Origin of the sequence: Geobacter sp. FeAm09 (assembly GCF_008330225.1) — a bacterium.
GTDB lineage: Bacteria > Desulfobacterota > Desulfuromonadia > Geobacterales > Pseudopelobacteraceae > Oryzomonas.
On the sequence record NZ_CP042466.1, the window covers coordinates 3525793 to 3550300 of the forward strand.

Below are 24508 nucleotides of genomic sequence, written 5' to 3' on the forward strand. Positions count from 1 at the left end.
GTTACTCCCCTCCCTTTCCCGGGCCTTGCATTCCAGAAACGGGGGGTCGTACATACCATCCCCGTTCCGCCAGCACCCCCTTCAGCCGTTCAAACTCCCCCACCAACTCGCGCAGCACATCGCCGGCCCGGCCGAAATCCCCCTGCCTGCCCATCCTTTCCAGTTCGGCGGAGAGGCGGTTCATGGCGGGCGCGCTGACGGTGGCGGAGGCGCCTTTCAGCGAATGGGCCAGATGCAGCATCCCGGCGCCGTCGCCGGCCGCCAGCGCCTCCTGAAGCGCTGCCAGGCTCCCCGAGGCGCTCACGGCATACAGGGCGATGACGTCGCGGCCGAGCGCCTCATCATGCATATTGCGCTTCAGAAAGTCAAATTCGTCGAATATGCCGATGTGCTCCGGGGCTTTCTCCCTGTCCCCCTCTCCCCCCGGGGGGAAAGGCACGCCGGCCTGCAGCCACTTTTCCAGCACCACCGCCAACAGCTCGGGCTGGATCGGCTTGGCCAGGTAGTCGTTCATGCCCGCATCCCGGCATTTTTCCTGTTCTTCCCGCAGCACATGGGCGGTTATGGCGATAATGGGAATCTCGTGGTTCAGGACCGCCGAATGGGGAGAGCGGATCATGGCCGTGGCCTCATAACCGTCCATGCCCGGCATCTGGCAGTCCATCAGGACCAGGTCGTAGGCGGTCGTCTGCAGCGCCTCGACCGCGGCGCGGCCGTCGGCCACCGCATCGGCGCGGTAGCCCAGCTTGTGCAGGATCGCAAGGACCACCATCTGATTGGTCGGATTGTCCTCGACCACCAGGATACGTCCCTGCCGCCTCGCGGGGGCCGGGGGAGCAGGAACGGGGACCGGGGCATCATCCACGGGCTGCGCCGCTGCGCCGGGGGATTGCAGGGCCAGGCGCACGGTGAACCAGAAGGTCGAGCCCTCGCCCACCCTGCTCTCCACGGCGATCGTTCCCGCCATCAACTCCACCAGTTGCCGGGATATGGAGAGCCCCAGGCCGGTCCCCCCGTATTTGCGTGCCGTCGAGTCGTCCACCTGGACGAACGAGGAGAAGATCCCATCCAGGCGATCCTCCGGAATGCCGATCCCCGTATCCTTCACCCGGAAGCGTAGGGTGGCGTGGTGCACCTCCTGCGCATCGAGGCCCACGTGGATGTCCACCCTGCCGTGCAGCGTGAATTTCAGGGCATTCCCCGCCAGGTTGACGACGATCTGGCGCAGCCGCCCCGGGTCCCCCCGCAGCAGCCGCGGCACCTCGGGCGCTACGGCGCACGTCATGACAAGCCCCTTGTCCTGCGCAAGGGGCCGCAACATCTCCAGAGTTTCGTCCAGCAGCCGCTGCAGGTCGAAGTCTATGGCCTCCAGTTCCACCCTGCGCGCCTCGATCTTCGCCAGGTCCAGGACATCGTTGATGATGGCGAGCAGATTCTTGCCGCACGAATTGACGACTTCGGCATACCGGTGCTGCTCCACCGTCAATTCCGTGGTGAGCAGCAGGTCGCTCATGCCGATGATGCCGTTCATGGGGGTGCGGATCTCGTGGCTCATGTTGGCCAGGAACTCGCTCTTGGCTGCGCTGGCCTCATCGGCAGCGGCCTTGGCCTGTTGCAGCGCCTCTTCCGCCAGTCTGCGTTCGGTGATGTCCTGTATGATGCCGAACATGGTCACGGGCTGGCCACGTTCGTCCATCCGCAACGCTCCGAGCCCGTGCAGCCAGCGTTCGCGGCCGTCCGCACGCCGTATGATGCGATACTGGCGGTCGAAGGGCTTTCGGTCGCCGATGACGTCCGACAGGAGATAGTCCCGCATCGGCTCGCGGTCGCCGGGATGCAGCAGGTCCAGCCAGCCGTTCACATCCCGCCGGTACGTCCCGTCTATGCCGAATATTTCGTCCATGACCGCCGAGCTGGTCCACAGGCCGGAGGGGATGTCGAAGACATAGAAACCGAGCCGGGCCACCCTCTGGGCGTCCAGCAGTTGCCGTTCCCTCTCCCTGAGGGCGTCTTCCACCCGCTTGCGGTCGCTCAGGTCCATGTCCATGCAGAAGAACTCCGCCGCCCGCCCGGGCGGCTGTACCACGGCATGGCTCGAGAACACGGGGACCCGGGAGCCGTCCTTGCGCATGAGCGACAACTCGCCGGCCGGGATGGCCGTGCCGGTCTCCACCATGGAACGGATCGCCCCCCGCACCTCCTCCCGCATCTCGGGCGGGATGATCAGGTCCAGCAGATTGCGGCCCTGCACCTCCCGGGACGAGTAGCCGTAGATCATTTCCGAGGCCCTGTTCCAGTAGGTCACCGTCCCCTCGGCCGTATACCCCTGTATCGCGATGTTGGGCGTTGACTCCAAGAGCATCCGGAAACGCCCTTCACTTTCCTGGAGCGCCTTGGTGCGCTCTTCGACCCGTTCCTCCAGGGTGGCGTTCAGGCGCGTGATCTTGGTGAAGTTGTCGCTCAAGGCGCCGACCATCTCCCTGAAGTTGCCGATCAGGTGGCTGACCTCGGCGATGCCGCTTTCCGGCCAGACCACCTCTTCACCCGACAGCAGCCGGTGCGGCACGTCCGACGAAACCTCCCGCAACGCGTCAACCCAGACGATGATCTTCCGGCTGAAGGCCTCGGCCAGGGCCAATATGGCCAGGAGAATGCAGAACGCCACGATCATCGTATCGGCGCGGTGTTCGTAGAATGCCGCCAGGATGGGGGCCAGCGGCTGCTCCAGGATCAGTTGCCACGACTCCGCCATGCCGGCCTGCGTGGCGGCGATGTAGCTCGTCTTCCGCCAGCGCTCCATGGCCGGCGTATTGGCGGGCAGGGGCGGATGCCACATCAGGACATCCCCGTCGAGACGCCGGAACGCCCCCTGACGGCGGGAATAGCGCTCCATGACCTTCAGATCGTCCCGGTTGGTCGCGATGACCTTGCCATGGCCGTCCAGGAGTGTGAAGCGCATCCCGGTGTCTGCGGTGTGTTCCTTCAGGAGGTCCATCACCCTCCCCAGGTCGAGAGCGCCCGCGATATAACCGCCATGGCCGCCGCCGGAGGCCACCGGCACGACCGCCAGCACCGCCGGCTCCGGCCTGCCGAACCCGGGGATGAGCACATCGGAAAAACAGGGCTGAAGCGTCTGTTTCACCTGGGCAAGAGGCGGCACAGCGGGGGCGGCCGCGCGGCCGGCAGGGGCCAGGGCGATAAGCGCCCCCTCCCTGTCCACCAGCCCCAACGAGCCGAAACTCCGGTCCAGGGAGCGCACCTCCTCCATGCTGGCACGCATCATGGCCGGGGAATGGGAAACGGCCATCCCAGCCAGATGGGTGAGCATGGTCAGGCGGTCCCCCTGCCACGTCGCAAGATCGCTGGCGGCAAGGCGGCCGCTGTCGAGCAGCTTCTGGCGGACGCTCTGCTCAGTCCTGGCAAATTCGTACCTGCTCTCAATGGTGAGGATGATCAGCGCCGGCAGCAGCATGAAAAAGGCGAGCAGATTGAATACCACCTCCCGGAGCGGGAAGGAGATGCTCCTGAAGCGGGGCACGACGGCCATGAACAGCAGCCGGGCCAGGAGGGTGTTGGCAATGCCGTTCAGGGACATCTTGGTCATGGCCAGGACGGTGCTGTTGAACGGCACGTCCATGAGACCGTGGAACACAAGATAGGTCAGGGGGATGCCGATGAAGAGCCAATACGCCACATTGGCCGGGACCAGCGCCAGCTGCCTGCGGCGGTTGAGCCAGCCGGTGACGGCGACCTCGAGGGTCATGACGACGATGGTGTAGGGATGGTTCCAGGTTAACCAGGTGACGCTGCTGATGAGGAGCCCTGCCAGCACGCCCCGGCCGAGGCCGAGGATTTGGAGCGCCAGCATGGCGAAGATGCTGCCGAAGACGTAATCCACATCGAAAAAAAGGGGTAATTTAAAGTAATTGCCGCCAACCCCGGCGACGGCAAGGGCCAGGAAAATGGGGATCGCGTTCTTGTCGGGCCCGGCATCGTCGCCATGGTGCAGTATATCCATAAGGTCTCCACACGACATGATGAAGAACGCTTTAAAAAAAATATACTCGCATATTCACTGTTTTCAAACTTTTATTTATAACGGCGCAGGTTTAAGAAAGAGGAAGGCCCCACGGAGGGACAGCGTCCGTGGGGCCTTCGCTCCAATGGTGCGGGGGGGCGGCGTCAGGGGGCCAGAGCCGCATGGGCCGCCGCCAGCCGGGCGATGGGCACCCGGAAGGGAGAGCAGGAGACGTAGTCCAGCCCGGCCTTGTGGCAGAAGATAACCGACGCCGGGTCGCCGCCATGCTCGCCGCAGATGCCCAGCTTGATCTTCGGGCGGGTGGCGCGCCCCTTCTCCACCGCCATCTTGACCAGTTGGCCGACACCGCTCTGGTCCAGGGACACGAAGGGGTCTTCCGCCAGGATGCCGTGATCCACGTAGAACGGCAGGAATTTCCCGGCGTCGTCCCGGGAAAGGCCGAAGGTGGTCTGGGTCAGGTCGTTGGTGCCGAAGGAGAAAAACTCGGCCTCCCCGGCGATCTCGTCGGCGGTCAGCGCCGCGCGGGGCAGCTCGATCATGGTGCCGATCAGGTACTCCAGCGTGACGCCGTACCGGGCGATGACCTCGTCGCAGATGGCCACGGCGTTCTGCTTGAGCACCTGAAGCTCTTTGACCGTGGCGATCAGGGGGATCATGATCTCCGGGACGATGGAGAACCCTTCATTCTTGACCAGCTCGCAGGCCGCCTCCATGATGGCCCGCACCTGCATGTCGTAGATCTCGGGAAAGGTGATGCCCAGGCGGCAGCCGCGGTGGCCGAGCATCGGGTTGAATTCGTGCAGGAACTCCACCTTGTGCCTGAGGGCGCCCACCGGCACCTTCATGGTCTTGGACAGCTCCTCCAGGTCCTTCTCCTCCTGGGGCAGGAACTCGTGCAGCGGCGGGTCCAGGAGGCGGATGGTTACCGGCACCCCCTTCATCTCGCGGAAAAGGCCGATGAAATCCCCCTTCTGCATGGGCAGGATCTTGGTCAGGGCCTTTTCGCGCCCTGCCACCTCCTCGGAGAGGATCATCTCCCGGACGGCCGCGATGCGCTCGGCATCGAAGAACATATGTTCGGTGCGGCACAGGCCGATCCCCTCGGCGCCGAACTGGCGGGCGACCCTGGCGTCGTGGGGGGTGTCGGCGTTGGCCCGGACCCTGAGCCTGCGGTAGGTATCGACCCACGCCATCAACTGGGCGAAGTCGCCGGTCATGGCGGGGGCGACCGTCGGCACGGCGCCCAGCATCACGTCGCCGCAGGAGCCGTCCAGGGTGATCGTATCCCCCTTTTTCACCACCACGCCGCCCCGGGCCGTAAAGGTTTCGCCGGCGTAGTCCACCTTGATGTCGCCGCAGCCGGCCACGCAGCATTTCCCCATGCCGCGGGCCACCACCGCCGCGTGGGAGGTCATGCCGCCCCGTGCGGTGAGGATCCCCTGGGCGGCGTGCATGCCGTGGATGTCCTCGGGGCTGGTCTCGATGCGCACCAGGATCACCTTCCGGCCCAGCTTGGCTTCGGCCTCGGCCTCATCGGCGCTGAAGACCACCAAGCCGGAAACGGCGCCCGGCGAGGCCGGCAGCCCCTTGGCAATGACCTCTTTGGCGGCGGCGGGATCGAGGGAGGGGTGCAGGAGCTGGTCGAGCTGGGCGGGCTGGACCCGCAGGACCGCCTCCTTCTCGTCGATCAGCCCCTCCTTCACCATGTCCACGGCGATCCTGATGGCCGCCGGTGCGGTGCGCTTGCCGTTGCGGGTCTGCAACATGAAGAGCTTGCCCTTCTCGATGGTGAATTCGATATCCTGCATGTCCTTGTAATGCTTTTCCAGGATGCCGCGGATATCCACCAACTGCCGGTAGCACTCGGGCAGGACCTCCTCCATGGAGGGGAGCTTGCCGTCCTTGTCCTTGACGCGGTTGATCGGCTGGGGGGTGCGGATGCCGGCCACCACGTCCTCTCCCTGGGCGTTGACCAGGAATTCGCCGAAGAAGTAGTTTTCACCGGTGGAGGGGTCGCGGGTGAACGCCACGCCGGTGGCGCAGTCGTTGCCCATATTGCCGAACACCATGGACTGGACGTTGACGGCGGTGCCCCAGTCGGCGGGGATGCTGTTGAGCTTGCGGTAGGTAATGGCGCGCTGGTTCATCCACGAGCCGAAAACGGCCCCGATGGCGCCCCACAACTGCTCGTGGGGATCTTCGGGAAATTCCTGCCCCAGTTCCTCCTTGATCTTGAGCTTGAACGCCCCGACCAGCTCCCGCCAGTCGGCGGCCGTAAGATCCGTATCCTGGTGGACGCCCCGCTGCTCCTTCCTCTGCTCCAGCAGGTGCTCCAGGATGTCCTTCTCCATGCCCATGACCACGTCGGAATACATCTGCACGAAGCGGCGGTAGGCGTCGTAGGCGAACCGTTCGTCCCCGCTCTGGGCGATGATGCCCTGGACCGTGGTGTCGTTCAGGCCGAGGTTGAGGATGGTGTCCATCATGCCGGGCATGGAGGCGCGGGCGCCGGAGCGGACGGAGACAAGCAGGGGGTTGTGGGGGTCGCCGAATTTCCTCCCCATCAGCGCCTCGACCTTTTCGAGGTTTTCGGCCACGGTGGCGGCCAGGGATTCGGGATACGCCTGACTGTTCTTATAGTACTCGGTGCAGACCTCGGTGGTGATGGTGAAACCCGGGGGGACCGGAAGGCCGATGCTGGTCATTTCCGCCAGATTGGCCCCCTTGCCCCCCAACAGGTTTTTCATCTCGGCCCGCCCCTCGGCCTGGCCGTTGCCAAAGAAATACACATACTTCTGCGTCATGGTGCTGCCTCCTCAAGGATGATAGAGAACCGTGCTTTAGACCGGCTAAAAACTTTTATTCATAATTAAAATAATAAGTTAGGCGGTCAACTATAACGCAGAAAAACAAAATTTCAACCTTAAATGCGAAAAAGGGCTACTTCAGTTCCCAACTGCTGATATCCGCGTCCTTCCCCTCGCCCCCCTTGGCGCCGTCGGCACCGTAGGAGTAGAGGTCGTAATCCCCGTGCTCACCCGGCGACACGTAGAGGAAGTCGTTGCCCCAGCCATCCTTGGGCACGCTCTTGCTCTCCAGATACCCGCCATCCTTGAAGTTCTTGGGGATGACCCCCACGGTCGGCTTCGTCACCAGGGAGTTCAGCCCCTGTTCCGTGGTGGGGTAGACGCCGTTGTCGAGCTTATAGAGCTTGAGGGCCGACTCCAGGTTTCTGATCTGGGTCTTGGTGGTCTGGATCTTGGCGTCGTCGGTGCGGCCCATGATCTTGGGTCCGACCAGGGCAGCCAGAAGCGCCAGAATGACGATCACCACCATGATCTCGATGAGGGTGAAGCCGCGCCTGTTGTTGAGCTGTTTCATGTCTGCGTATCCTCCATTGTTGTGATTCCGTACCCCTGGGATTTTACATGAACAGGGCTGCATGGCAAGGCTTTTCAGACTAACCCAAAAGAACCAGCCGCTACCTCAATTGCGGCAGAGAGCCGGCGCCCCCCTCCGGCACCGGTTCGATCGACCGCAATGATTTCAATATATTACAAAACCATCCTCTTTTGGCACGCGCCATGTATACAACCAGGATAACGAACTGCCGGGCAGGGAAAAACACCGGCCATCCCGCTCCCGCCCCCCGGAAAGACCGGCAGCCCAACCGGGGGGAAGGCACGTGGTCCGGCCGGAAAAGGCGCGGATAAAAAATAGGTTGACGGACCTTGGCCTTACAAGGCAATATCGCGTATACAGCTTTTTTGCAGCACACCACCACCAAGGAGAGAGAAACCATGAAAAAGACCGTAATCGCCATCCTCGCCATCGCAGCTTTTGCCGGGACCGCCTTTGCCGCCGACGTGATCGAACTGAAAAAAGGCGTCAAGTTCAACCACAAGGCCCATCAGGAACTCCTGAAGGACTGTACGAAGTGCCACGCCTCCGCAGCCGGCGGCAAGATCGAAGGGTTCGGCAAGGACTGGGCCCACAAGAACTGCAAAGGGTGCCACAGCACCATGGCCAAAGGGCCGACCTCCTGCAAAGAATGCCACAAGTAACCGTTTGAACGGTTGACGACGTGCCACGAGAGGGCAGCAACGACGCTGCCCTCTTCTCGTTTTAAGAGGTTGTTGAAAAACAGCCATCTCGTCGCCGTCCTCGAAAGCCCTTTCGTGCGGCGTAGCGCTGCGGTCCCTCACCCAATCCCTCTCCCGGAGGGAGAGGGCACGGCATGCTCTCCCCCCTGGGGGAGAGATAGAGAGAGGGCTGCCTCCTCATGGCTTGTCGAGCGGATGCGACGATCTGACTATTTTTGAACAACCTGGGTTTTTCAACAGCCTGCTATCCCGTGATCCCCACTCCTTTTCCCTGTTTGCAGAGAAAGCCCTCGCGCTCCATGGCCGCAAGATTGCTCTGCACCGCCTCCGTCTCGGCCCCGAGCAGTTCGGCCAACCCTTCCGCCGTTATCCCCGGATGCACCATGACCGCCCGCAGCATGCGGCTGCGCAACTGGCGGTTCGACCCCTCGAATCGAGACTGACGGGCGTGGTGGGCGCTGCGGCGGCCCGGATTGGCATGGCTCTGCTTGAGCAGCGCGCCGTAGTCCATCAGCCCATAGTACCAGGTGCGGGGATCTTCCCGGTCCAGGGTCGCCGCAACCAGGGGCATGAGCTCCCGGTCCCCCACCTGGTCCCTGCCATGAAAAAAGAAATGGATGAAAACCGTGCGGATGTTGGTCTCGATGAACGCCTCCGCAACTCCAAAGGCAAAGGCGGCCACGGCCCGGGCCGTGTACGGGCCGATGCCGGGGAGGGATTCCAGCTCTGCGATGGCCGTGGGGAACCGGCCGGCAAAGCGGTCCGTGATCTCCTCGGCGCAGCGCTTGAGGGCCAGGGCGCGGCGGTTGTAGCCCAGCCCCTGCCATACCCGCAACACGTGCGGCAGCGGCGCACCGGCCAGGTCGGCAAGCGTGGGAAAGGCCGCCAGAAACTCGGCATACTTGGCTTTGACCCGCTCCACCTGGGTCTGCTGGAGCATGATCTCGGAGATCAGGATGCAATAAGGGTCGCGGGTCTCGCGCCACGGCATGGGGCGGGGGTTGGCCCGGTGGTGGGCCAGGATATGTTTCCGGAAGGCCGTGACCGTCGCGGGGGCGAGGGTGCCGGTTTCGTGGTAATGGTTGGTGAGACGTTCGGGGGTCAAGTTCAAACTTCGATCCTATGGTCAAAACGGCAAATCTGCCACGGAGACACAGAGACGCAGAGGTACACAGAGAAAGGCAAAAGGCTTTTTGGTGTAAAACCATTATCTGGAATCGTTGTTGTTTTGTTTGTCTTACGCCTGGTTTTCTCTGTGTCTCCGTGTCTCTGTGGCAGATTTGTTTTTAAGAGATACCGGGTTAACGCAGCGCCAACTCCATCTCCTCCAGCCGCTTGATCCGGTCCCGCAGTTTGGCGGCGCTCTCGAAATCCAGGGCCTTGGCCGCCGCCAGCATCTCCTTGCGCAGCTTCTTGATCAGCTTGGGGATCTCCCGGGGCGCCACATACTCCTCGGCCGTCTCGGCCACGCCCCCCGCCGGGGTGTAGTAATCCTTCTCCTCGACGGAATTCAGGATCGTCAGCATACTCTTTTTCACCGTCTCGGGGGTGATGCCGAACTCCTCGTTATAGGCCAGCTGCTTGACGCGGCGGCGTTCGGTCTCGTCGATGCAGGCCTGCATGGAGCGGGTCACCGTGTCGGCGTACATCAGCACCCGGCCGCCCACATTGCGGGCGGCCCGGCCGCAGGTCTGGATCAGGGAGCGGGCGGAACGGAGGAACCCCTCCTTGTCGGCGTCCAGGATGGCCACCAGGGAGACCTCCGGCAGGTCCAGCCCCTCCCGCAGCAGGTTGATCCCCACCAGCACGTCGAACTCTCCCAGCCTGAGATCGCGCAGGATCTGCATGCGCTCGATGGTGTCGATGTCCGAGTGCAGGTAACGCACCCTGACCCCCAACTCCTGGTAATAATTGGTCAGCTCCTCGGCCATGCGCTTGGTCAGGGTGGTCGCCAGCACCCGCTCCCCCTTGGCCACGGTCTCGCGGACCTCGTGGAGGAGGTCGTCCACCTGGCCCACGGACGCCGTCCCCGCCGTGGCCGGCCGGACCTCGATCCGCGGGTCCACCAGCCCGGTGGGGCGGATGACCTGCTCCACGAAGACACCGCCGCTCCGCTCCATCTCGAAATCCGCCGGCGTGGCCGAGACGTACACCGCCTGGCGGATGCGCTTTTCAAACTCCTGGAAGTTGAGCGGCCGGTTGTCCAGGGCCGCCGGCAGGCGGAAACCGTACTGCACCAGGGTTTCCTTGCGGCTGCGGTCGCCCCGGTACATCCCCCCCACCTGGGGGATGGTGATGTGGGATTCGTCCACGAAAAGCACGAAATCTTCGGGAAAATAGTCGATCAGGGTATAGGGGGGCTCCCCCTCCCTACGGCCATCGAAATAGCGGGAATAGTTCTCGATCCCCTGGCAGAAGCCCATCTCCTCCATCATCTCGATGTCGTAGAAGGTGCGCTGCTCGATGCGCTGGGCCTCCAGCAGCATGTTCCGCTCCCGGAAATAGCGGAGGCGCTCCCCCAGGTCCACGCGGATCAACTCCACCGCCCGGTCCAGGGTCTCGCGGGTGGAGACGTAATGGGAGGCCGGATAGATGGCGCATTTGGGCAGTTTGTGGAGCACCACGCCCCGCAGGGGGTCGATCTCGCTGATGGCCTCCACCTCGTCGCCGAAGAACTCGATACGGAGCGCCTTGTCGCTGTCGTAGGCCGGGAAGACCTCCACCACATCGCCCCGCACCCGGAAGGTGCCGCGGTGAAAATCCACGTCGTTGCGTTCGTACTGGATCTCCACCAGTTTTTTCAGCAGGGTGTCGCGGCCGTACTCCTCCCCCTGGTGGAAAAAGATGTGCAGGCTGGCATAGGCCTCGGGCGAGCCGATGCCGTAGATGCAGGAAACCGAGGCCACGATGATCACGTCGCGCCGGGTCAGGAGGCTGCGGGTGGCCGAGTGGCGCATCTTGTCGATCTCGTCGTTGATGGACGAGTCCTTCTCGATGAAGGTGTCGGTGGTGGGGAGGTACGCTTCCGGCTGGTAGTAGTCGTAGTAGGAGACAAAATATTCCACGGCGTTGTCCGGGAAGAGTTCCTTGAACTCGCCGTAGAGCTGGGCCGCCAGGGTCTTGTTGGGGGCCAGCACCAGGGCCGGCCGGCCGGTCTGGGCGATGACGTTGGCCACGGTGAAGGTCTTGCCCGAGCCGGTCACCCCCAGGAGCACCTGGTGCCGGTCGCCGCGCTCGATCCCCTCCACCAGTTCGGCGATGGCCTGGGGCTGGTCGCCCCGGGGGATGTAGGTTGTGGCAAGGTTGAAGGGGGACATTACTCGATCCACTCCGATGCGGTTCTTATTCGGCACATTCGTTTCTCCGGTTTCATCTCCCCGTTTCCTGCGCCCGCACCCAATCGAGCAACTTTCGGCGCAGCAATTCCTTGGATGGCAGGTAAAGCTGGTATTCCCGAGCATGGATGTTGGCGTCGTCCGGCAGGGTGAGTTCGACGATAGCCTCTTTCTTCCTTTTACAGAGCAGGATGCCGATGGTAGGGTTCTCATCGGAGGTTTTCACGAAGCGGTCGAAGTAGTTCACATACATCTGCATCTGGCCGAGATCCTGATGGCTGAGCTTATCCAGTTTGAGATCGATGATCACATAACAGCGCAGCAGACGGTTATAGAAGACAAGATCAACAAAGAAGTGGTCCTCGTCAAAGGTGAAACGCTTCTGTCGGGCCTCGAAGAGGAAGCCCTTGCCGAGTTCCAGCAGGAAGTGTTCAAGTTGATCGATGATGGCGGTTTCCAGGTCGGATTCGGAATAGCCCGCTTTCTCGTCGAGGCCGAGGAATTCAAGGACGTAAGGCTCTTTAAGCATATCCTCCGGCTTGACGATAACGTGTCCCTCATCGGCAAGCTGTCGTACCCCTTTTGCGTCTCTACTGAGAGCCAGCCGTTCATAAAGAGCAGAGGCAAGCTGGCGTTTGAGCTCCGGGACAGACCAGCCGGACCGGGCGGCTTCAATTTCGTAAAAACTGCGTTCTTCGGGATTTCTGATGGTAAGCAGCAGGACGTAATGGGACCAACTGAGGGCAAATGAAGGCTTCTGCGGATTCTGGTGCGTTACCGATTGTTCAGAAGGCTGCAGCGGAATATCCCTTGTGTTCAATTGTGCAGAAGCCTTCTGCGCAATTCGCGGCAGGCGATCCGCATAGTCCAGATAAAAACGCCGCATATACTCCAAGTTCCGCTTTGAAAAACCACGGCCAAACTCCTCGGTTAACTGTTCAGCCAGAGTTTGCACTAAAAGCTCGCCATATCCGGCACGCTCTGCCCCCTGTTGTTCGTGTTCGACAATCCGGCGTCCGATCTCAAAGTTGGTCATCACCTGCAGGGTATTAACGGTGGTGGCGACGGTATGGCGGGCGGTGCGGATAAGGCTGCGGAGTTCCGCGACAAGCGAGCCAAATTCAGGCGCTGTGGCAACGACGGGTTGTTTTTTCACCGGTTCCCCTCCACCACGGAAATTTCCTCTGTGGCCAGACCGTAAAGGGCGCAGACGAGGCGGTCAACCTCGGCAGCACCTGGTGCCGGTCGCCCCGTTCGATCCCCTCCGCAGTTCGTCGATGGCCTGGGGCTGGTCGCCTCGGGGGTGCAGGTTGTGGTCAGGTTGAAGGGGGATACGTCTGAACTCATGACGTCATTCTAGCCTTACCGGGCGGCCCTGTCCAGCACCTTCCCGTCGGCCGCCAGCAGCGTGACGGTCAGCCCCGTGCCGCCCACCGCGTGGGTGGCGCAGGAGAGGCAGGGGTCGTAGAGGCGGATGCCGTGCTCCACCCGGTTGAGCAGCCCCTCGCCGAGCCGGTCCCCCCGCAGGTGGTGCCGGGCGATGTCGGTGATGGTCCGGTCCATGGCGCGGCTGTTGTGGGCCGTGGCCACGACCAGGTTGACCCCGGTCAGGAGGCCGTGGCGGTCCACCCGGTAGTGGTGGATCAGGGTGCCCCGGGGCGCCTCGGTGACGCCCACCCCCTCGGCGGCGTTGACCCCGGCCCGGGCCAGGACCTGCCGCTCGACGCACAACGGGTCGTCCAGCAGGCCGGCGATGCGCTCCACGGCGTAGAGCATCTCGATCAGCCGGGCCTGGTGGTAATCCAGGCTGGCGGTGGCGGTCCGCCGCCCCCCCAGCAGTTCCGTGCGGGTCTGTTCCGCCCGGGGCGCCGCGAAGAACGGGGCCACGGAGAGGCGGGCCAGGGGGCCCACCCGGTAGAGGCGCTCCCCGCCAAGGGTGCATTCCGTCGGCTTCAGGTAGCTGTCGTGGGCCACGGTCTCCCGGATGGCGGCGGCATACCCCTCCGGCGCCAGGTCGCCCACCGTGCCGCCGGCAGCGTCCACGAACGTAAGCCGCCCCTCGTAATGGTCGAGGCAGCCGCCCCCCCCCACCAGCCCCAGAAAGAGGCTGGGGAAATCGCCGCAAGGCCCCATTTCGAACCGGAACCGCCCGCGCCGCTCCCGCCACAGGTCGAGGGCGAACCGCACCAGTTCCAGCGCCTCGGGGAGCAGGGCGGCAATGGCGTCCCGCCCCTCTTCCGCCAGCGGCTCACCCAGGCCCCCGGCAACGATATGCTCCGGGTGCAGGTGGCCGCCGCCGATGCGGTTGACGATCTCCTGGCCGATCCGGCGCAGGCGGACCCCCGTGCGGATCACCTCGGGGCGCCGGCGCGCCAGGCCGGCGATGTTGCGCTGTCCTGGGTCGCTGTCCAGGCCGAGGACGATGTCCGGGGCGGAGAGGTGAAAAAAACTGAGGGAATGACTGAGGATCAGTTGGGCCAGGGAGAGAATCCGGCGGAGGTGCCGGGCGGCCGGGGGGATGACGACCCCCATGATGCGTTCCCCGGCCAGGGCCGCGGCCAGGGCGTGGCTGACCGGGCAGATGCCGCAGACCCGGGCGGTGATGGTCGGCATCTCCCGGAAGGGGCGCCCCAGGCAGAAGGATTCGAACCCCCGGAATTCCCGGACGTGCAGGCGGGCCTCCGCCACCTGCCCGGCCTCGTCCAGGCGGATGGTGATGGCGGCGTGCCCCTCGATGCGGCTCACCGGGGATATGGTGACGGTCGTGCCCATGGGAAGAGTGTACCACGCTTCGGGGGGATGTCAGGAAGGGGGGGATGGTTAACGGCAAAAAACGGCGTAGGGGCGCATTGCATGCGCCCCAGACTGCTGACAAAGTCCTCGCCTCTGGCGGGGACTTTTTTTATAATGCTTGCATGCTTATCGAGAACGACACCCGTCAGATTTCCATGGAGTTTGTGAGTATTGAGGAACTGGTTCCTTCTGATCATCTGCTGCGCAAAATTGACAAGGCTATCGACTTCGGGTTTATCCGTGAGCGAGTAAAGAGCCTCTACTGCGCCGACAACGGTCGTCCGGCAATTGATCCAGTAGTCCTGTTCAAGATGCTCTTTATCGGCTACCTGTTCGGCATTCGCAGTGAGCGGCAGTTAGTCCGGGACATTCAGGTCAACGTGGCCTATCGCTGGTTTCTGGGCTTTGGCCTGACCAACAAGGTGCCCGATGCTTCAACTATCAGCCAGAACCGCCGCCGGCGTTTTTCCGAGAGCACGATCTATCAGGACATCTTTGACGAGATCGTGGTCCAGGCTGCCAATCGCAAGATGGTGGATGGCAGTGTTCTTTACAGCGATTCAACTCACCTCAAGGCCAATGCCAACAAGCACAAGTTCGAAGTCCTCGATGTTCAGAAATCGACTCGCGACTATATGGCACGACTGGAAGAGGACATTGACCAGGACCGAGAAGCCCACGGTAAGAAACCGCTAAAAGCCAAAGAGATTGCCCCGGAAGTCAAGGCAACCAAGGTAAGCACCACCGATCCCGATAGCGGCTATATGGTGCGTGAAGGCAAACCGGAAGGGTTCTTCTATCTAGACCACCGCACGGTTGACAGTCGTCACAGCATCATCACCGATACCTTTGTCACCCCTGGCAACGTCCATGACAGCATTCCCTATCTTGCTCGCCTCGACCGTCAGCGGGAACGCTTCGGCTTCGATGTGGAGGCGGTAGGTCTCGATGCCGGCTACTTCACCGCCGGCATCTGCAAAGGGCTTGAAGAGAGGGATATCTACGGCGCCATTGCCTATCGCCGCCCCACCCATATCAAAGGCTATCTGCGTAAGAGCGACTACCGCTACGATGCGGCAACCGACGTCTATAGCTGCCCTCAAGGCCACCTTCTTCGTTACCGAACCACCGATCGCATAGGCTATCGTCATTACGCTTCAGATTCATCCCAATGCAAGTCCTGCCCTCTTCAGCCCCAATGTACCAAATCTGCCAACTTCACCAAGATAGTTACCCGGCACATCTGGCAGGACCATAAAGACCGGATCAATGAGCATCGCTACACGGAACAGGGTAAAGAGATCTATCGCAGACGAAAGGAAACGGTCGAGCGGAGCTTTGCCGATTCCAAACAACTGCACGGTCATCGTTATGCGCGACTACGTGGGATCGGCAAGGTCTTTGAGCAGTGTCTGTTATGCGCAGCGGTCCAAAACATGAAAAAGATCGCCTTGGTGGTAGACCGGGACGACTTATTGCGCTTATTGGGGCTGTTACAGACGTTTAGAAAGCCATGGAAGCTCTATAAATGGATTGCCAAGGACCTCTATTCGCTAATAACAACACTCAGGCAAATTACACTCGAACCGTTCATAACCCTGAAAATAGAAAACCCCGCCTGAAAAGACGGGGTTTGTCAATGGTCTGGGGCGCATTGCATGCGCCCCGATTGGGCGAACAGCAGTTCGCCCCTACGATTCCGAGAGGTAACCACCGAAACAATCGTATCTCGAATCTGCGGCCACACGTTTTTCTTCGTTATGCCGCCACGGTTTCTCGGGCCCCGGCGATCCGTTTGACCGCCTCTCCGATCCCCAGGGTGGCGATGATGTCGCCGATGCCCGGGGCCTGGGTGCCGCCCGAGAGGGCGATGCGCACCGGCTGTCCCACCTGGCCCATCTTCCACCCCTTGTCGGCGCAGATTTCCTTGAACAGGGCGTCGATCTCCGGGACCGTGGTTGCGGCGCAGCCGGCCAGCCGCTGGGCCACCGTATCGAACACCGCCCGCAGGTGTTCCTTGTCGAACTTGGCCAGGGCGGCCTCGTCGTAGGCGTCGGGGGCCTTGAAGAAGAAGGCGGCCCGCTCGGCCATCTCTTCCAGGGTCTGGGCCCGTTCCTGGAGCGTCCGTACCACCGCGGCCACCTCGGGCCCGCCCTGGGGGTCGATGCCGCGCGTTGCCAGGTGCGGCAGGAGCAGCCCGGCCAGCCGTACCGGGTCGCCGGTCTTGATGTAATGGGCATTCAGCCACAACAGCTTCTCCGTGTTGAAGACGCTGGCGGAACGGCCGATGTTGGCGATGTCGAACTTCTGGATCATCTCCTCGCGGGTGAAAATCTCGTCGTCGCCGTGGCTCCACCCCAGGCGCACCAGGTAGTTGACCAGCGCCTCGGGAAGAAAGCCCATGTCCCGGTAGGCCATGACGCTGGTGGCGCCGTGGCGCTTGGAGAGGCGGGCCTTGTCGCTCCCCAGGATCATGGGGACGTGGGCGAACCGGGGCACCGGGAAGCCGAGCGCCTCGTAGAGCTGGATCTGGCGCGGGGTGTTGTTGACGTGGTCGTCGCCGCGGATCACGGTGGTGACCTTCATGATGGCGTCGTCGATCACCACGCAGAAGTTGTAGGTCGGCGTGCCGTCGCTGCGCTGGATGATCAGGTCGTCCAACTCCTCGGCCGGAAAGGCGATGCGCCCCTTGATCAGGTCGTCGAAGGCCACCTCCCCCTCCTGGGGGGCGCGGAAACGGACCACGTACGGCCTGTCGGCCGGCTGTTCGCCCAGTTCGCGGCAGGTGCCGTCATACTTGGGCTTGCGCCCCTCCTTCATGGCCTGGTCGCGCTTGGCCGCCAGCTCTTCGGCCGTGCAATAGCACTTGTAGGCCTTGCCCGCCGCCAGCAGTTTTTGGACATACTCCCGGTAGAGGTCGAAGTTGTGGGTCTGGTAGAAGGGGCCCTCGTCCCAGTCCAGCTCAAGCCATTCCATGGCCTGGAGGATGGCGTCGATGGACTCCTGGGTGGAGCGCTCCACGTCCGTGTCCTCGATGCGCAGGATGAAGGTGCCCCCCTGCTTTCTGGCCAGGAGCCAGTTGAACAGGGCGGTGCGGGCCCCCCCCACATGGAGGTAGCCGGTGGGGCTGGGTGCGAAACGGACGCGCAGGTCGGACATGGTGAATCTCCTTGACTATTTTTAAGTGCGGCAGAGGCGTGGCAGCGGTGCGGCCGATTACTATAGCACCGCCGGGCGGCCGAAAAAAGCACTTTCCCGGTTAAAAACGAATACATCCCCGCTCCCCGGCGCCCTAACCGGCCAGACACCCCTGCCACGTGCCGCGCCGCCGCAGTTCGTTGACCACGGCGAACCACATCTGGTTGTTCTTCAGCCCCCAGCGGGGGGCGACGCAGATCGCCAGCGGCGCCGAGCCGTACAGCCGCTGCACCGTGACGTGGGGCGGCAGCCGCTCCAGGAAATCGGCGGCCGCGGCCACGTACCGCTCCAGGGTGAGCGGCACGAATTCGCCCCGGCGGTACATGGCGGCCAGCTCAGTCCCCTCCACGGCGTGGAGCTGGTGGAGCTTGACCGAATCGATGGGGAGGGAGGCGATCAGGTCGGCGCTTTTGAGGAATTCCTCCCGGCGCTCCCCGGGAAAGCCGTAGATCAGATGGGCGCAGATGTCGAAATTCCGCCCCGCCGCCCGCCGCACGGCCGTGCAGAAATCGTCCACCGTGTGGCCGCGGTTGATCCGCTCCAGGATGGTGTCGTCCCGGGATTGCAGCCCCAACTCCAGGCAGACGTAGCGTTCGCGGGCGATCTCCGTCAAAAGCTCCAGCGCCCCGTCGGTCAGGGAGTCGGGCCGGGTGCCGACCGAGAGGCCGATGACGTCGGGATGGGCCAGGGCGCGGCGGTAGAGGTCGGCCAGCAGCTCCACGGAGGCGTAGGTGTTGGTGTATTTCTGGAAATAGACGATGAACTTCCCGGAGCCGAGACGCCGCCGATGGTAGGCCATACCCGCCGCGAGCTGTTCTTCCAGGGGGATGACCGGCTGGGTGTCCTTGGGGGAAAAGGAGACGTTGTTGCAGTAGATGCAGCCGCCGGTCCCCTTGCTGCCGTCCCGGTTGGGACAGGTGAAGCCGGCATCCACGTTGACCTTGCTGACCCGGCAGCCGAAGCGCCGCCGCAGGTAATGGCCGTAGGAGTTGATGCGCAGTTCGTGATGGATGGCGGTGGGCAGGGGGTTCCCCAGGCCGGCCAGGAGTTCCTGCGCGGCGCGGCAGGGGTCCGGGGCGGCGCTGACGGCCGAGATCAGGGCGACGCGGCTGCAGCCCGCCTCCCGCAGGGCGGGCAGGTTTTCCGGCTTCACGCCGCCCAGGGCGAACACCGGCACCGGCAGCGCCGCCACCGCCCGCCCCAGGGCCTCGCATCCCAGCGGTTCCCCGTAGGCCGCCTTGGAGGGGGTGGCAAAGACCGGGCCGAAGGTGACGAAGTCCGCCCCGTCGCGCACCGCGCGGCGCGCCTCCGCCAGGCCGTGGCTGGAATAGCCGATCAGCAGCGCCCGGCCGCAGCGGCGGCGCACCTCGGCCACGGGTGCGGAGGCCGCTCCCAGGTGGATGCCGTCGGCCCCCACCGCCAGGGCGGCATCCACCCGGCTGTTGACGAAGAACAGCGCCCCGAACTCCCGGGTGAGCGCCCGCAACGCCCGGGCAAGCTCCAGGTAGTCGCCGTCCGGCAGGTCCTTGTCCCGCAGCTGTACGGCGCGCACCCCGCCGGCCAGGGCGGCGCGCACCACGTCCACGAGCGGCCGGCCGGCGGTCTGGGCGCGGTCGGTTATCAGATAGAGAGTGAAATCAATGGGTTTCATGGGGACACGGTGAACATACGGCAAAGATCATCGGGGCGTGATCGGGCACGCCCCTGGGTGAATGCGTTACTATTGCCTGGAGACGACGCGAGAGCGAAAGAAACCGTGAAGGTGTCACGGATTCACGTATCAGGCAGTTTCCGATCCGGAAAGGAGGAATTTTTCGTCCAGGCAAGGAAATCGAGGGATTGCGCGGAGGCGTACATCGGTACGCCGCACAAGCAAGCCCGAAGATTGACGCCGCATGGGCGGAAAAGAACCCTTTCCGGGCGGAAACTAGGTGATCATGCCGTCCAGTGGGCTGGATGCGTTCGCATAGAGCTTGCGGGGAATCCTGCCGGCCTTGTAGGAAAGCCGCCCCGCCTCCACGGCCAGCTTCATGGCGCGGGCCATGGCGATGGGGTCCTGGGCCCCGGCGATGGCGGTGTTCATGAGCACGCCGGCACAGCCCAGCTCCATGGCGACGGCCGCATCGGAGGCCGAGCCGACCCCGGCGTCCACGATCACCGGGATCTTGACCGTCTCCAGGATGATCCTGATGTTGTAGGGGTTGCGGATGCCCAGGCCGCTGCCGATGGGGGCTCCCAGGGGCATGACCGCGGCGCAGCCGATATCCTCCAGCTTCCGGCACATGATCACGTCGTCGCTGGTGTAGGGGAGCACGGTAAAGCCCTCCTTGACCAGGATCCGGGCCGCCTTGAGCAGCTCCTCGTTGTCCGGGAACAGGGTCTTCTCGTCCCCCAGCACCTCGAGCTTGACGAAATCCGACATGCCCGCCTCCCGGGCCAGGCGGCAGGTGCGCACGGCGTCGTCGGCCGTGTAGCAGCCGGCGGTATTGGGGAGCAGGGTGTATTTCTTGGGATCGATGTAATCCAGGAGCGATTCCTTGCTCCGGTCCAGGTTGACCCGCCGCACCGCCACGGTGATGATCTCGGCCCCCGAGGCCTCCAGGGCCTCGGCCGTCTGCTGGAAGCTGGCGTACTTGCCGGTGCCCACCATCAGGCGGGAGGTGAACTCGCGGCCGGCGATCGTCCAGGTATCGTTGTGGGTTGTCATTGCTGGTCTCCTTTGTGCAACAGTGTCGGCTCGGGCGCAGGGCTCCGTGCGCGGTTTTTCCCGCCCCCCTCGCTACCGGTCCTTCATCCTCCGCCCACGAAGTGGACGATCTCGATCCGGTCCCCCTCCGCAAGCCCGTGGCCGTCGTAGGCCGCCTTGGGGACGATGTCCAGGTTGACCTCCACCGCCACCCGTTCGCGCGGGAGCCGCAGATGCTCCAGAAGCCCGGCGACCGTGCTCCCCTCGGCGATGGCGACCGTCTCGCCATTCAGTGTAATGTGCATGCCTTCTCCTTCGCGCCCGGTACGAACTGACTGCGCTATTGAAAAACCCAGGTTGTTCAAAAATAGTCAGATCGTCGCCCCCGCTCGACAAGCCCTGAGGAGGCCCTCACCCGGCCTTTGGCCACCCTCTCCCAGAGGGAGAGGGTAACGGTATCCCTTCCCCCTTTGGGAGAAGGATAGGATGAGGGGCGCTACGCCCCACGAAAGGGCTTTCGAGGACGAAGGCCTGATGGCTGTTTTTCAACAACCTCCTAAAACGCAAAAAAGCCGCGGAAGCGGCTTGGAACATCTGAATGTTTGCGCTTCCCTACGCCGGCATTACCCGGATCAGGTACTAAGGGTCGCGGCGCACCGCCGCTCTCAGTCGAAACTCCCCCAGCGTTTACACTAACCTAGTGTATTGGCGCCGGTCTGTCAATTGGAATTTATGCCGTCGCCGGGGCGGAAACAAAAAACTAAAATCCGCGTAGTTTCAATTCTTCTCCCGCATCCGCCGTTTTGTGATATAGTCTTGGCGTTTCCGTCACATAATAAGCTCTTTAGTTTGAGGCCATAATGACCGAAAAGAGGATTATAGGGCGTCTTAAAAAGCGTTTAACCATCCGTTTCGGCATAGACAGCGCCAGCCGCGTGGCATTCAGCGAGGACCTGTCGGCAACCGGCATGTTCATCAAAACCGCCAATGTCTGTCCACCCAACAGCAGAATCAGAATCGAGTTTACCGTCGATGACCATCTGGTTCAGGTAGACGCCCGGGTCATGTGGGCGAAGAAAGTGCCGCAAAACCTCTTCCATCTGGTCAAAAAAAGCGGCATGGGGGTGCGTTTTCTGCGCTTCCAGGCCGGCGAAGAACACTTCCAGCGGTTTCTCGGGGCGGTATGACGGCGGTTGGGGCGGACGGCTGGACTCTCGACGGTGACATGGCTTCGGGAAGGATGGTACAGCATAACAATGGTGTGCAAAAAGATCTTCATAGCCGCCACCGGCCAGCATTGCGGAAAAACCACCATCAGCCTGTCGCTCATGCATCTGGCCCGCAAGAAGTATGAGCGGGTCGGCTTCATCAAGCCGATCGGCCCCAAATGCGTGGAGTACAACGGCCTGACCATGGATATGGATGCCGCCATGATGGCCAGCGTTTACGGCCTGGACGAGGACGCGCACCTCATGTCCCCCATGACCCTGACGCCCGGCTCGACCAGGAAATACCTGGACGGCAAGATCACCCCGGAAATGCCCCGCAGGCTCATCACCGACGCGATCCGCGAACTGGAGCGGAAATACGACTTCCTCATCATCGAGGGGGCCGGCCACGGCGGGGTCGGATCGGTGGTCGGGGCGAACAATGCCCAGGTGGCGAACATGGCGGGGGCGCCGGTGCTCATGGTCACCAACGGCGGCATCGGCAACGTGATCGACGCCGTGGAGTTGAACCTGGCGCTCTATGAGCGGGAAAAGGCCGACGTCCGGGTCGTCATGGTCAACAAGCTGCTGCCGGAAAAACGCGAACGGTCCCTGGCCTATCTGAAAAAGGCCTTTGACGGCAGCAGTCTGCTGGTGACGAGCGCCTTCGATTACAGCCCGATCCTGGCCCATCCGACCCTGCAGCATGTGGCCGAGATGCTCGGCCTGCCGCTCAGGGGGAATCCGGACGAGAAAAGCCGCCTCTGCCATACCATCCAGTTGGGGGCGGCATCGTCGCAGCGGGTCATCGACCATCTGGAGGACTCCACGCTGCTCATCGTGACCAGTTCGCGGGACGAGTTGATCGTCACCGCCTCTTCGCTGCACCATATACCGGATTTCAAAAAGCGCCTGACCGGCCTGGTCATCAGCGGCCATGCCCCCATGTCGCTCATCACCCAGCAGATCCTCGACGACAGCAAGGTTCCCTATATCCGCGTCGAGGAGACCTCTTCGGAGGTCTTCTACCGCCTCAGGGAGCATGTCTCGAAGATCGGGCCGGATGATCGGGAAAAAATCGAACTGATCAACTCCACTTCGGAACGCTACATCGACTTTGCGGCTATCGATGCCCTCTTGTAAGCGCTGATCGTGTGACGCTTGTAATTCAGGCAAAAACTTCTTGACCTGACACTGTTTTTGATATTTATAGACAAACATTCATATTTCCGGTGGTATTATGATTCCATTGACCCGTCTGGACAAGCAGGTGATGTATGTCAATCCCGACCACATCGTCAGTATCGAGGAAACCCCCGATACGGTCATAACACTCTTCAATGGCTACCACTTCATCGTCAAGGAACCCGCCGCCGACATCATCACCAAGGTGGTGGCGTTCCGCGCCAGGATCATCCGGCGTGCCGGGGGTCCCGCCGGCAAGAAGTACCTCGCCAGGGCGAAAAAGAATCTTTTCCGCAGCGCCACGTTGAACAGAGACAGTTCCATCACCAATCGCGACGAGCACGAGCGCGTTCCATTTCACAGCCAGGAATTCTAGGATATGGATATAGCAACACTTATAGGTTTGTTAATGGGATTCGGTGCCGTCTTCGGCGGCGCTGCTTTGGAAGGGTTGCACATGAGCGCCCTGATCCAGCCGACCGCAGCCCTGATCGTTCTTGGCGGCACCTTTGGCGCCACGTTCGTGAGCTTCCCGCTGCCCGCCATCATCAAGGCCTTCAAGGATGTCAAAAACGCCTTCCTCCCCCCCAAGGTGGACCATGAGGCGGTCGTCAAGGACATCATCAACTATGCCACCAAGGCGCGGCGCAACGGTCTCATCTCGCTGGAGCAGGAGGCCCAGTCGGCCAAGGACCCCTTCATAAAGAAAGGGATCTCGCTGGTGGTCGACGGCATCGACCCGCAAAAACTGCGGGAAACCCTGGAAGCCGACATCATGTCCTACGAAGACCACACCAAACATAGTGCGGAGTTCTTCGAAGCGGCCGGCGGTTACTCCCCGACCATCGGTATCATCGGCGCCGTCCTCGGCCTGATTCACGTCATGAGCAACCTTTCCGACACCTCCAAACTGGGGGCCGGCATCGCCGTGGCCTTTGTCGCCACGATCTACGGCCTGATGGTGGCCAACATCGTCTGCATCCCCATGGGCACCAAGCTCAAGATCCGCATGAAGGAAGAGGTGTTGCGGCGGGTCATGATCCTGGAAGGGCTGATCGCCATCCAGAACGGTGAAAACCCGCACTTCATCGAACAGAAGCTCAAAGCCTTTGTAGGCGCCCACTAACCTGTCATGGCACTAAAGCGAGAACCCGAAAAACATCCGAACCACGAGCGCTGGCTCGTCTCCTACGGTGACTTCATCACCCTCCTGTTCGCGGTGTTCGTTACCCTGTACGCCATGTCCCAGACCGACAAGAAGAAGGTCGAAGAGGTCATGCAGTCGCTGCAGCAGTCCTTCGGCATGGTCACCGCCGGGGCGCCCGCCCCCAAGATCAACGTCATCCAGTCCAAGCCGATCAGCGTCATACCGACCATCAAGCCGGAGATGTCCATTGCCCCCTCCGGGAGAGCGCGGAGCGGCCAGGCCCGCACCCGTGCCGAGGAGAAGGATTTCCGCCAGATCAAGTCTTCCATCGAGGCCTACCTGGTCAAACAGGGCGCCCAAAGCAAGGTCAACCTCACCATTACCCGGCGGGGCCTGATCGTCAGCCTCAAGGAGGCCGGTTTTTTCGATTCCGGCCAGGCCCAAATCAAGCAGAGCGCCTATGAACTGCTCAACACCATCGCCGAGGTCATGACCCAGTACAACAATCCCCTGCGGATTGAGGGGCATACGGACAACATTCCCATCAGCACCGCCCAGTTCCCGTCCAACTGGGAGCTGTCCGCCTCCCGCGCCACCAATGTCCTCAAGTACCTCCTCAAATACTACGATGCGGAGCCCGAAAAGATCTCCGCCACCGGATACGGGGAATTCCGCCCGGTCACGGACAACTCCACGCCGGAAAACCGCGCCAAGAACCGCCGCGTGGATATGGTCCTGCTTTCCGGGGATGGCGAGCGCGGCGAGCCCTAAGAGGTTGTTAAAAGCAGCCATCTCGCCGCCATCCTCTGGGCCT

19 protein-coding genes, 1 pseudogene and 1 riboswitch are annotated in these 24508 nt (G+C 62.5%); of the genes and pseudogenes, 7 read left to right on the plus strand and 13 right to left on the minus strand.

All coding sequences use genetic code 11. The features are described from left to right. Window position 1: 1 nt before the first annotated feature. The 3 genes from FO488_RS16670 to gspG all read right to left on the minus strand — a co-directional run bounded on the left by FO488_RS16670 (window position 2) and on the right by gspG (window position 7420). Complete coding sequence (locus FO488_RS16670; protein WP_168206074.1) at window positions 2-4018, minus strand: ATP-binding protein; 4017 nt, start codon at window positions 4016-4018, stop codon at window positions 2-4. A 164-nt stretch (window positions 4019-4182) separates the two neighbouring features. Continuing rightward, window positions 4183-6843, minus strand: coding sequence for a pyruvate, phosphate dikinase (gene ppdK, locus FO488_RS16675; RefSeq protein WP_149211589.1), 2661 nt, complete (start codon window positions 6841-6843; stop codon window positions 4183-4185). 136 nt (window positions 6844-6979) lie between these two features. Next, entirely contained in the window at window positions 6980-7420 is a 441-nt protein-coding gene (gene gspG / locus FO488_RS16680) for a type II secretion system major pseudopilin GspG (protein WP_149211590.1), read from the minus strand. A 419-nt stretch (window positions 7421-7839) separates the two neighbouring features. Here gspG and FO488_RS16685 point away from each other — a divergent pair, with 419 nt between their 5' ends. Further along, window positions 7840-8103: a cytochrome c7 gene (locus tag FO488_RS16685; RefSeq protein WP_149211591.1), complete on the plus strand. Its 264-nt coding sequence runs from the start codon at window positions 7840-7842 to the stop codon at window positions 8101-8103. A gap of 283 nt (window positions 8104-8386) precedes the next feature. Here the strand turns inward: FO488_RS16685 and FO488_RS16690 are convergent, their stop codons facing one another. From FO488_RS16690 to FO488_RS16710, 5 genes are all read right to left on the minus strand, one after another. After that, a complete protein-coding gene (locus FO488_RS16690) occupies window positions 8387-9253 on the minus strand; it encodes an A/G-specific adenine glycosylase (protein ID WP_240732008.1) in 867 nt (288 codons plus the stop codon). Window positions 9254-9443: 190 nt separating this feature from the next. Then, on the minus strand, window positions 9444-11459 hold the full coding sequence (gene uvrB, locus FO488_RS16695) for an excinuclease ABC subunit UvrB (protein ID WP_149211592.1): 2016 nt from the start codon (window positions 11457-11459) through the stop codon (window positions 9444-9446). A gap of 52 nt (window positions 11460-11511) precedes the next feature. Then, entirely contained in the window at window positions 11512-12633 is a 1122-nt protein-coding gene (locus FO488_RS16700) for a YhcG family protein (protein ID WP_149211593.1), read from the minus strand. Further along, window positions 12630-12824: a hypothetical protein gene (locus tag FO488_RS16705; protein ID WP_149211594.1), complete on the minus strand. Its 195-nt coding sequence runs from the start codon at window positions 12822-12824 to the stop codon at window positions 12630-12632. Before FO488_RS16705 ends, FO488_RS16700 begins: the two co-directional genes overlap by 4 nt. 15 nt (window positions 12825-12839) lie before the next feature. Beyond that, entirely contained in the window at window positions 12840-14249 is a 1410-nt protein-coding gene (locus FO488_RS16710; protein WP_149211595.1) for a Ni/Fe hydrogenase subunit alpha, read from the minus strand. A 143-nt stretch (window positions 14250-14392) separates the two neighbouring features. On the opposite strand from FO488_RS16710, the gene FO488_RS16715 reads away from it, so the two are divergent. Continuing rightward, the gene (locus FO488_RS16715; protein WP_240732285.1) at window positions 14393-15892 is read left to right on the plus strand and encodes an IS1182 family transposase; all 1500 of its coding nucleotides are present in this window, start codon (window positions 14393-14395) and stop codon (window positions 15890-15892) included. A gap of 136 nt (window positions 15893-16028) precedes the next feature. On the opposite strand, the gene gltX is transcribed toward FO488_RS16715, so the two are convergent. The 5 genes and pseudogenes from gltX to thiS all read right to left on the minus strand — a co-directional run bounded on the left by gltX (window position 16029) and on the right by thiS (window position 20459). Continuing rightward, window positions 16029-17429 (minus strand): glutamate--tRNA ligase, encoded by a 1401-nt coding sequence (gltX, locus tag FO488_RS16720; protein WP_149211596.1) that lies wholly within the window; start codon window positions 17427-17429, stop codon window positions 16029-16031. Between the two features lie 133 nt (window positions 17430-17562). Further along, window positions 17563-18492 (minus strand): TIGR01212 family radical SAM protein, encoded by a 930-nt coding sequence (locus tag FO488_RS19520; RefSeq protein ID WP_168206140.1) that lies wholly within the window; start codon window positions 18490-18492, stop codon window positions 17563-17565. Window positions 18493-18525: 33 nt separating this feature from the next. Beyond that, window positions 18526-19119 (minus strand): annotated as a pseudogene (thiE, locus tag FO488_RS19525) (thiamine phosphate synthase); the annotation flags it as partial. Between the two features lie 276 nt (window positions 19120-19395). Further along, a complete protein-coding gene (locus FO488_RS16730) occupies window positions 19396-20175 on the minus strand; it encodes a thiazole synthase (protein WP_149211598.1) in 780 nt (259 codons plus the stop codon). A gap of 83 nt (window positions 20176-20258) precedes the next feature. Further along, the gene (thiS, locus tag FO488_RS16735) at window positions 20259-20459 is read right to left on the minus strand and encodes a sulfur carrier protein ThiS (RefSeq protein ID WP_149211599.1); all 201 of its coding nucleotides are present in this window, start codon (window positions 20457-20459) and stop codon (window positions 20259-20261) included. Between the two features lie 287 nt (window positions 20460-20746). Further along, window positions 20747-20846, minus strand: a riboswitch (TPP riboswitch). Window positions 20847-21014: 168 nt separating this feature from the next. Between thiS and FO488_RS16740 the strand changes: the two genes are divergently transcribed. The 5 genes from FO488_RS16740 to FO488_RS16760 all read left to right on the plus strand — a co-directional run bounded on the left by FO488_RS16740 (window position 21015) and on the right by FO488_RS16760 (window position 24465). After that, complete coding sequence (locus FO488_RS16740; protein WP_149211600.1) at window positions 21015-21341, plus strand: PilZ domain-containing protein; 327 nt, start codon at window positions 21015-21017, stop codon at window positions 21339-21341. Between the two features lie 72 nt (window positions 21342-21413). Continuing rightward, the gene (locus FO488_RS16745; protein ID WP_149212234.1) at window positions 21414-22505 is read left to right on the plus strand and encodes an AAA family ATPase; all 1092 of its coding nucleotides are present in this window, start codon (window positions 21414-21416) and stop codon (window positions 22503-22505) included. 97 nt (window positions 22506-22602) lie between these two features. Then, a complete protein-coding gene (locus FO488_RS16750) occupies window positions 22603-22923 on the plus strand; it encodes a flagellar FlbD family protein (protein ID WP_149211601.1) in 321 nt (106 codons plus the stop codon). Between the two features lie 3 nt (window positions 22924-22926). Further along, on the plus strand, window positions 22927-23673 hold the full coding sequence (locus FO488_RS16755; RefSeq protein WP_149211602.1) for a flagellar motor protein: 747 nt from the start codon (window positions 22927-22929) through the stop codon (window positions 23671-23673). Window positions 23674-23679: 6 nt separating this feature from the next. Beyond that, window positions 23680-24465, plus strand: coding sequence for an OmpA family protein (locus FO488_RS16760; protein ID WP_149211603.1), 786 nt, complete (start codon window positions 23680-23682; stop codon window positions 24463-24465). The last annotated feature ends 43 nt before the right edge of the window (window positions 24466-24508 follow it).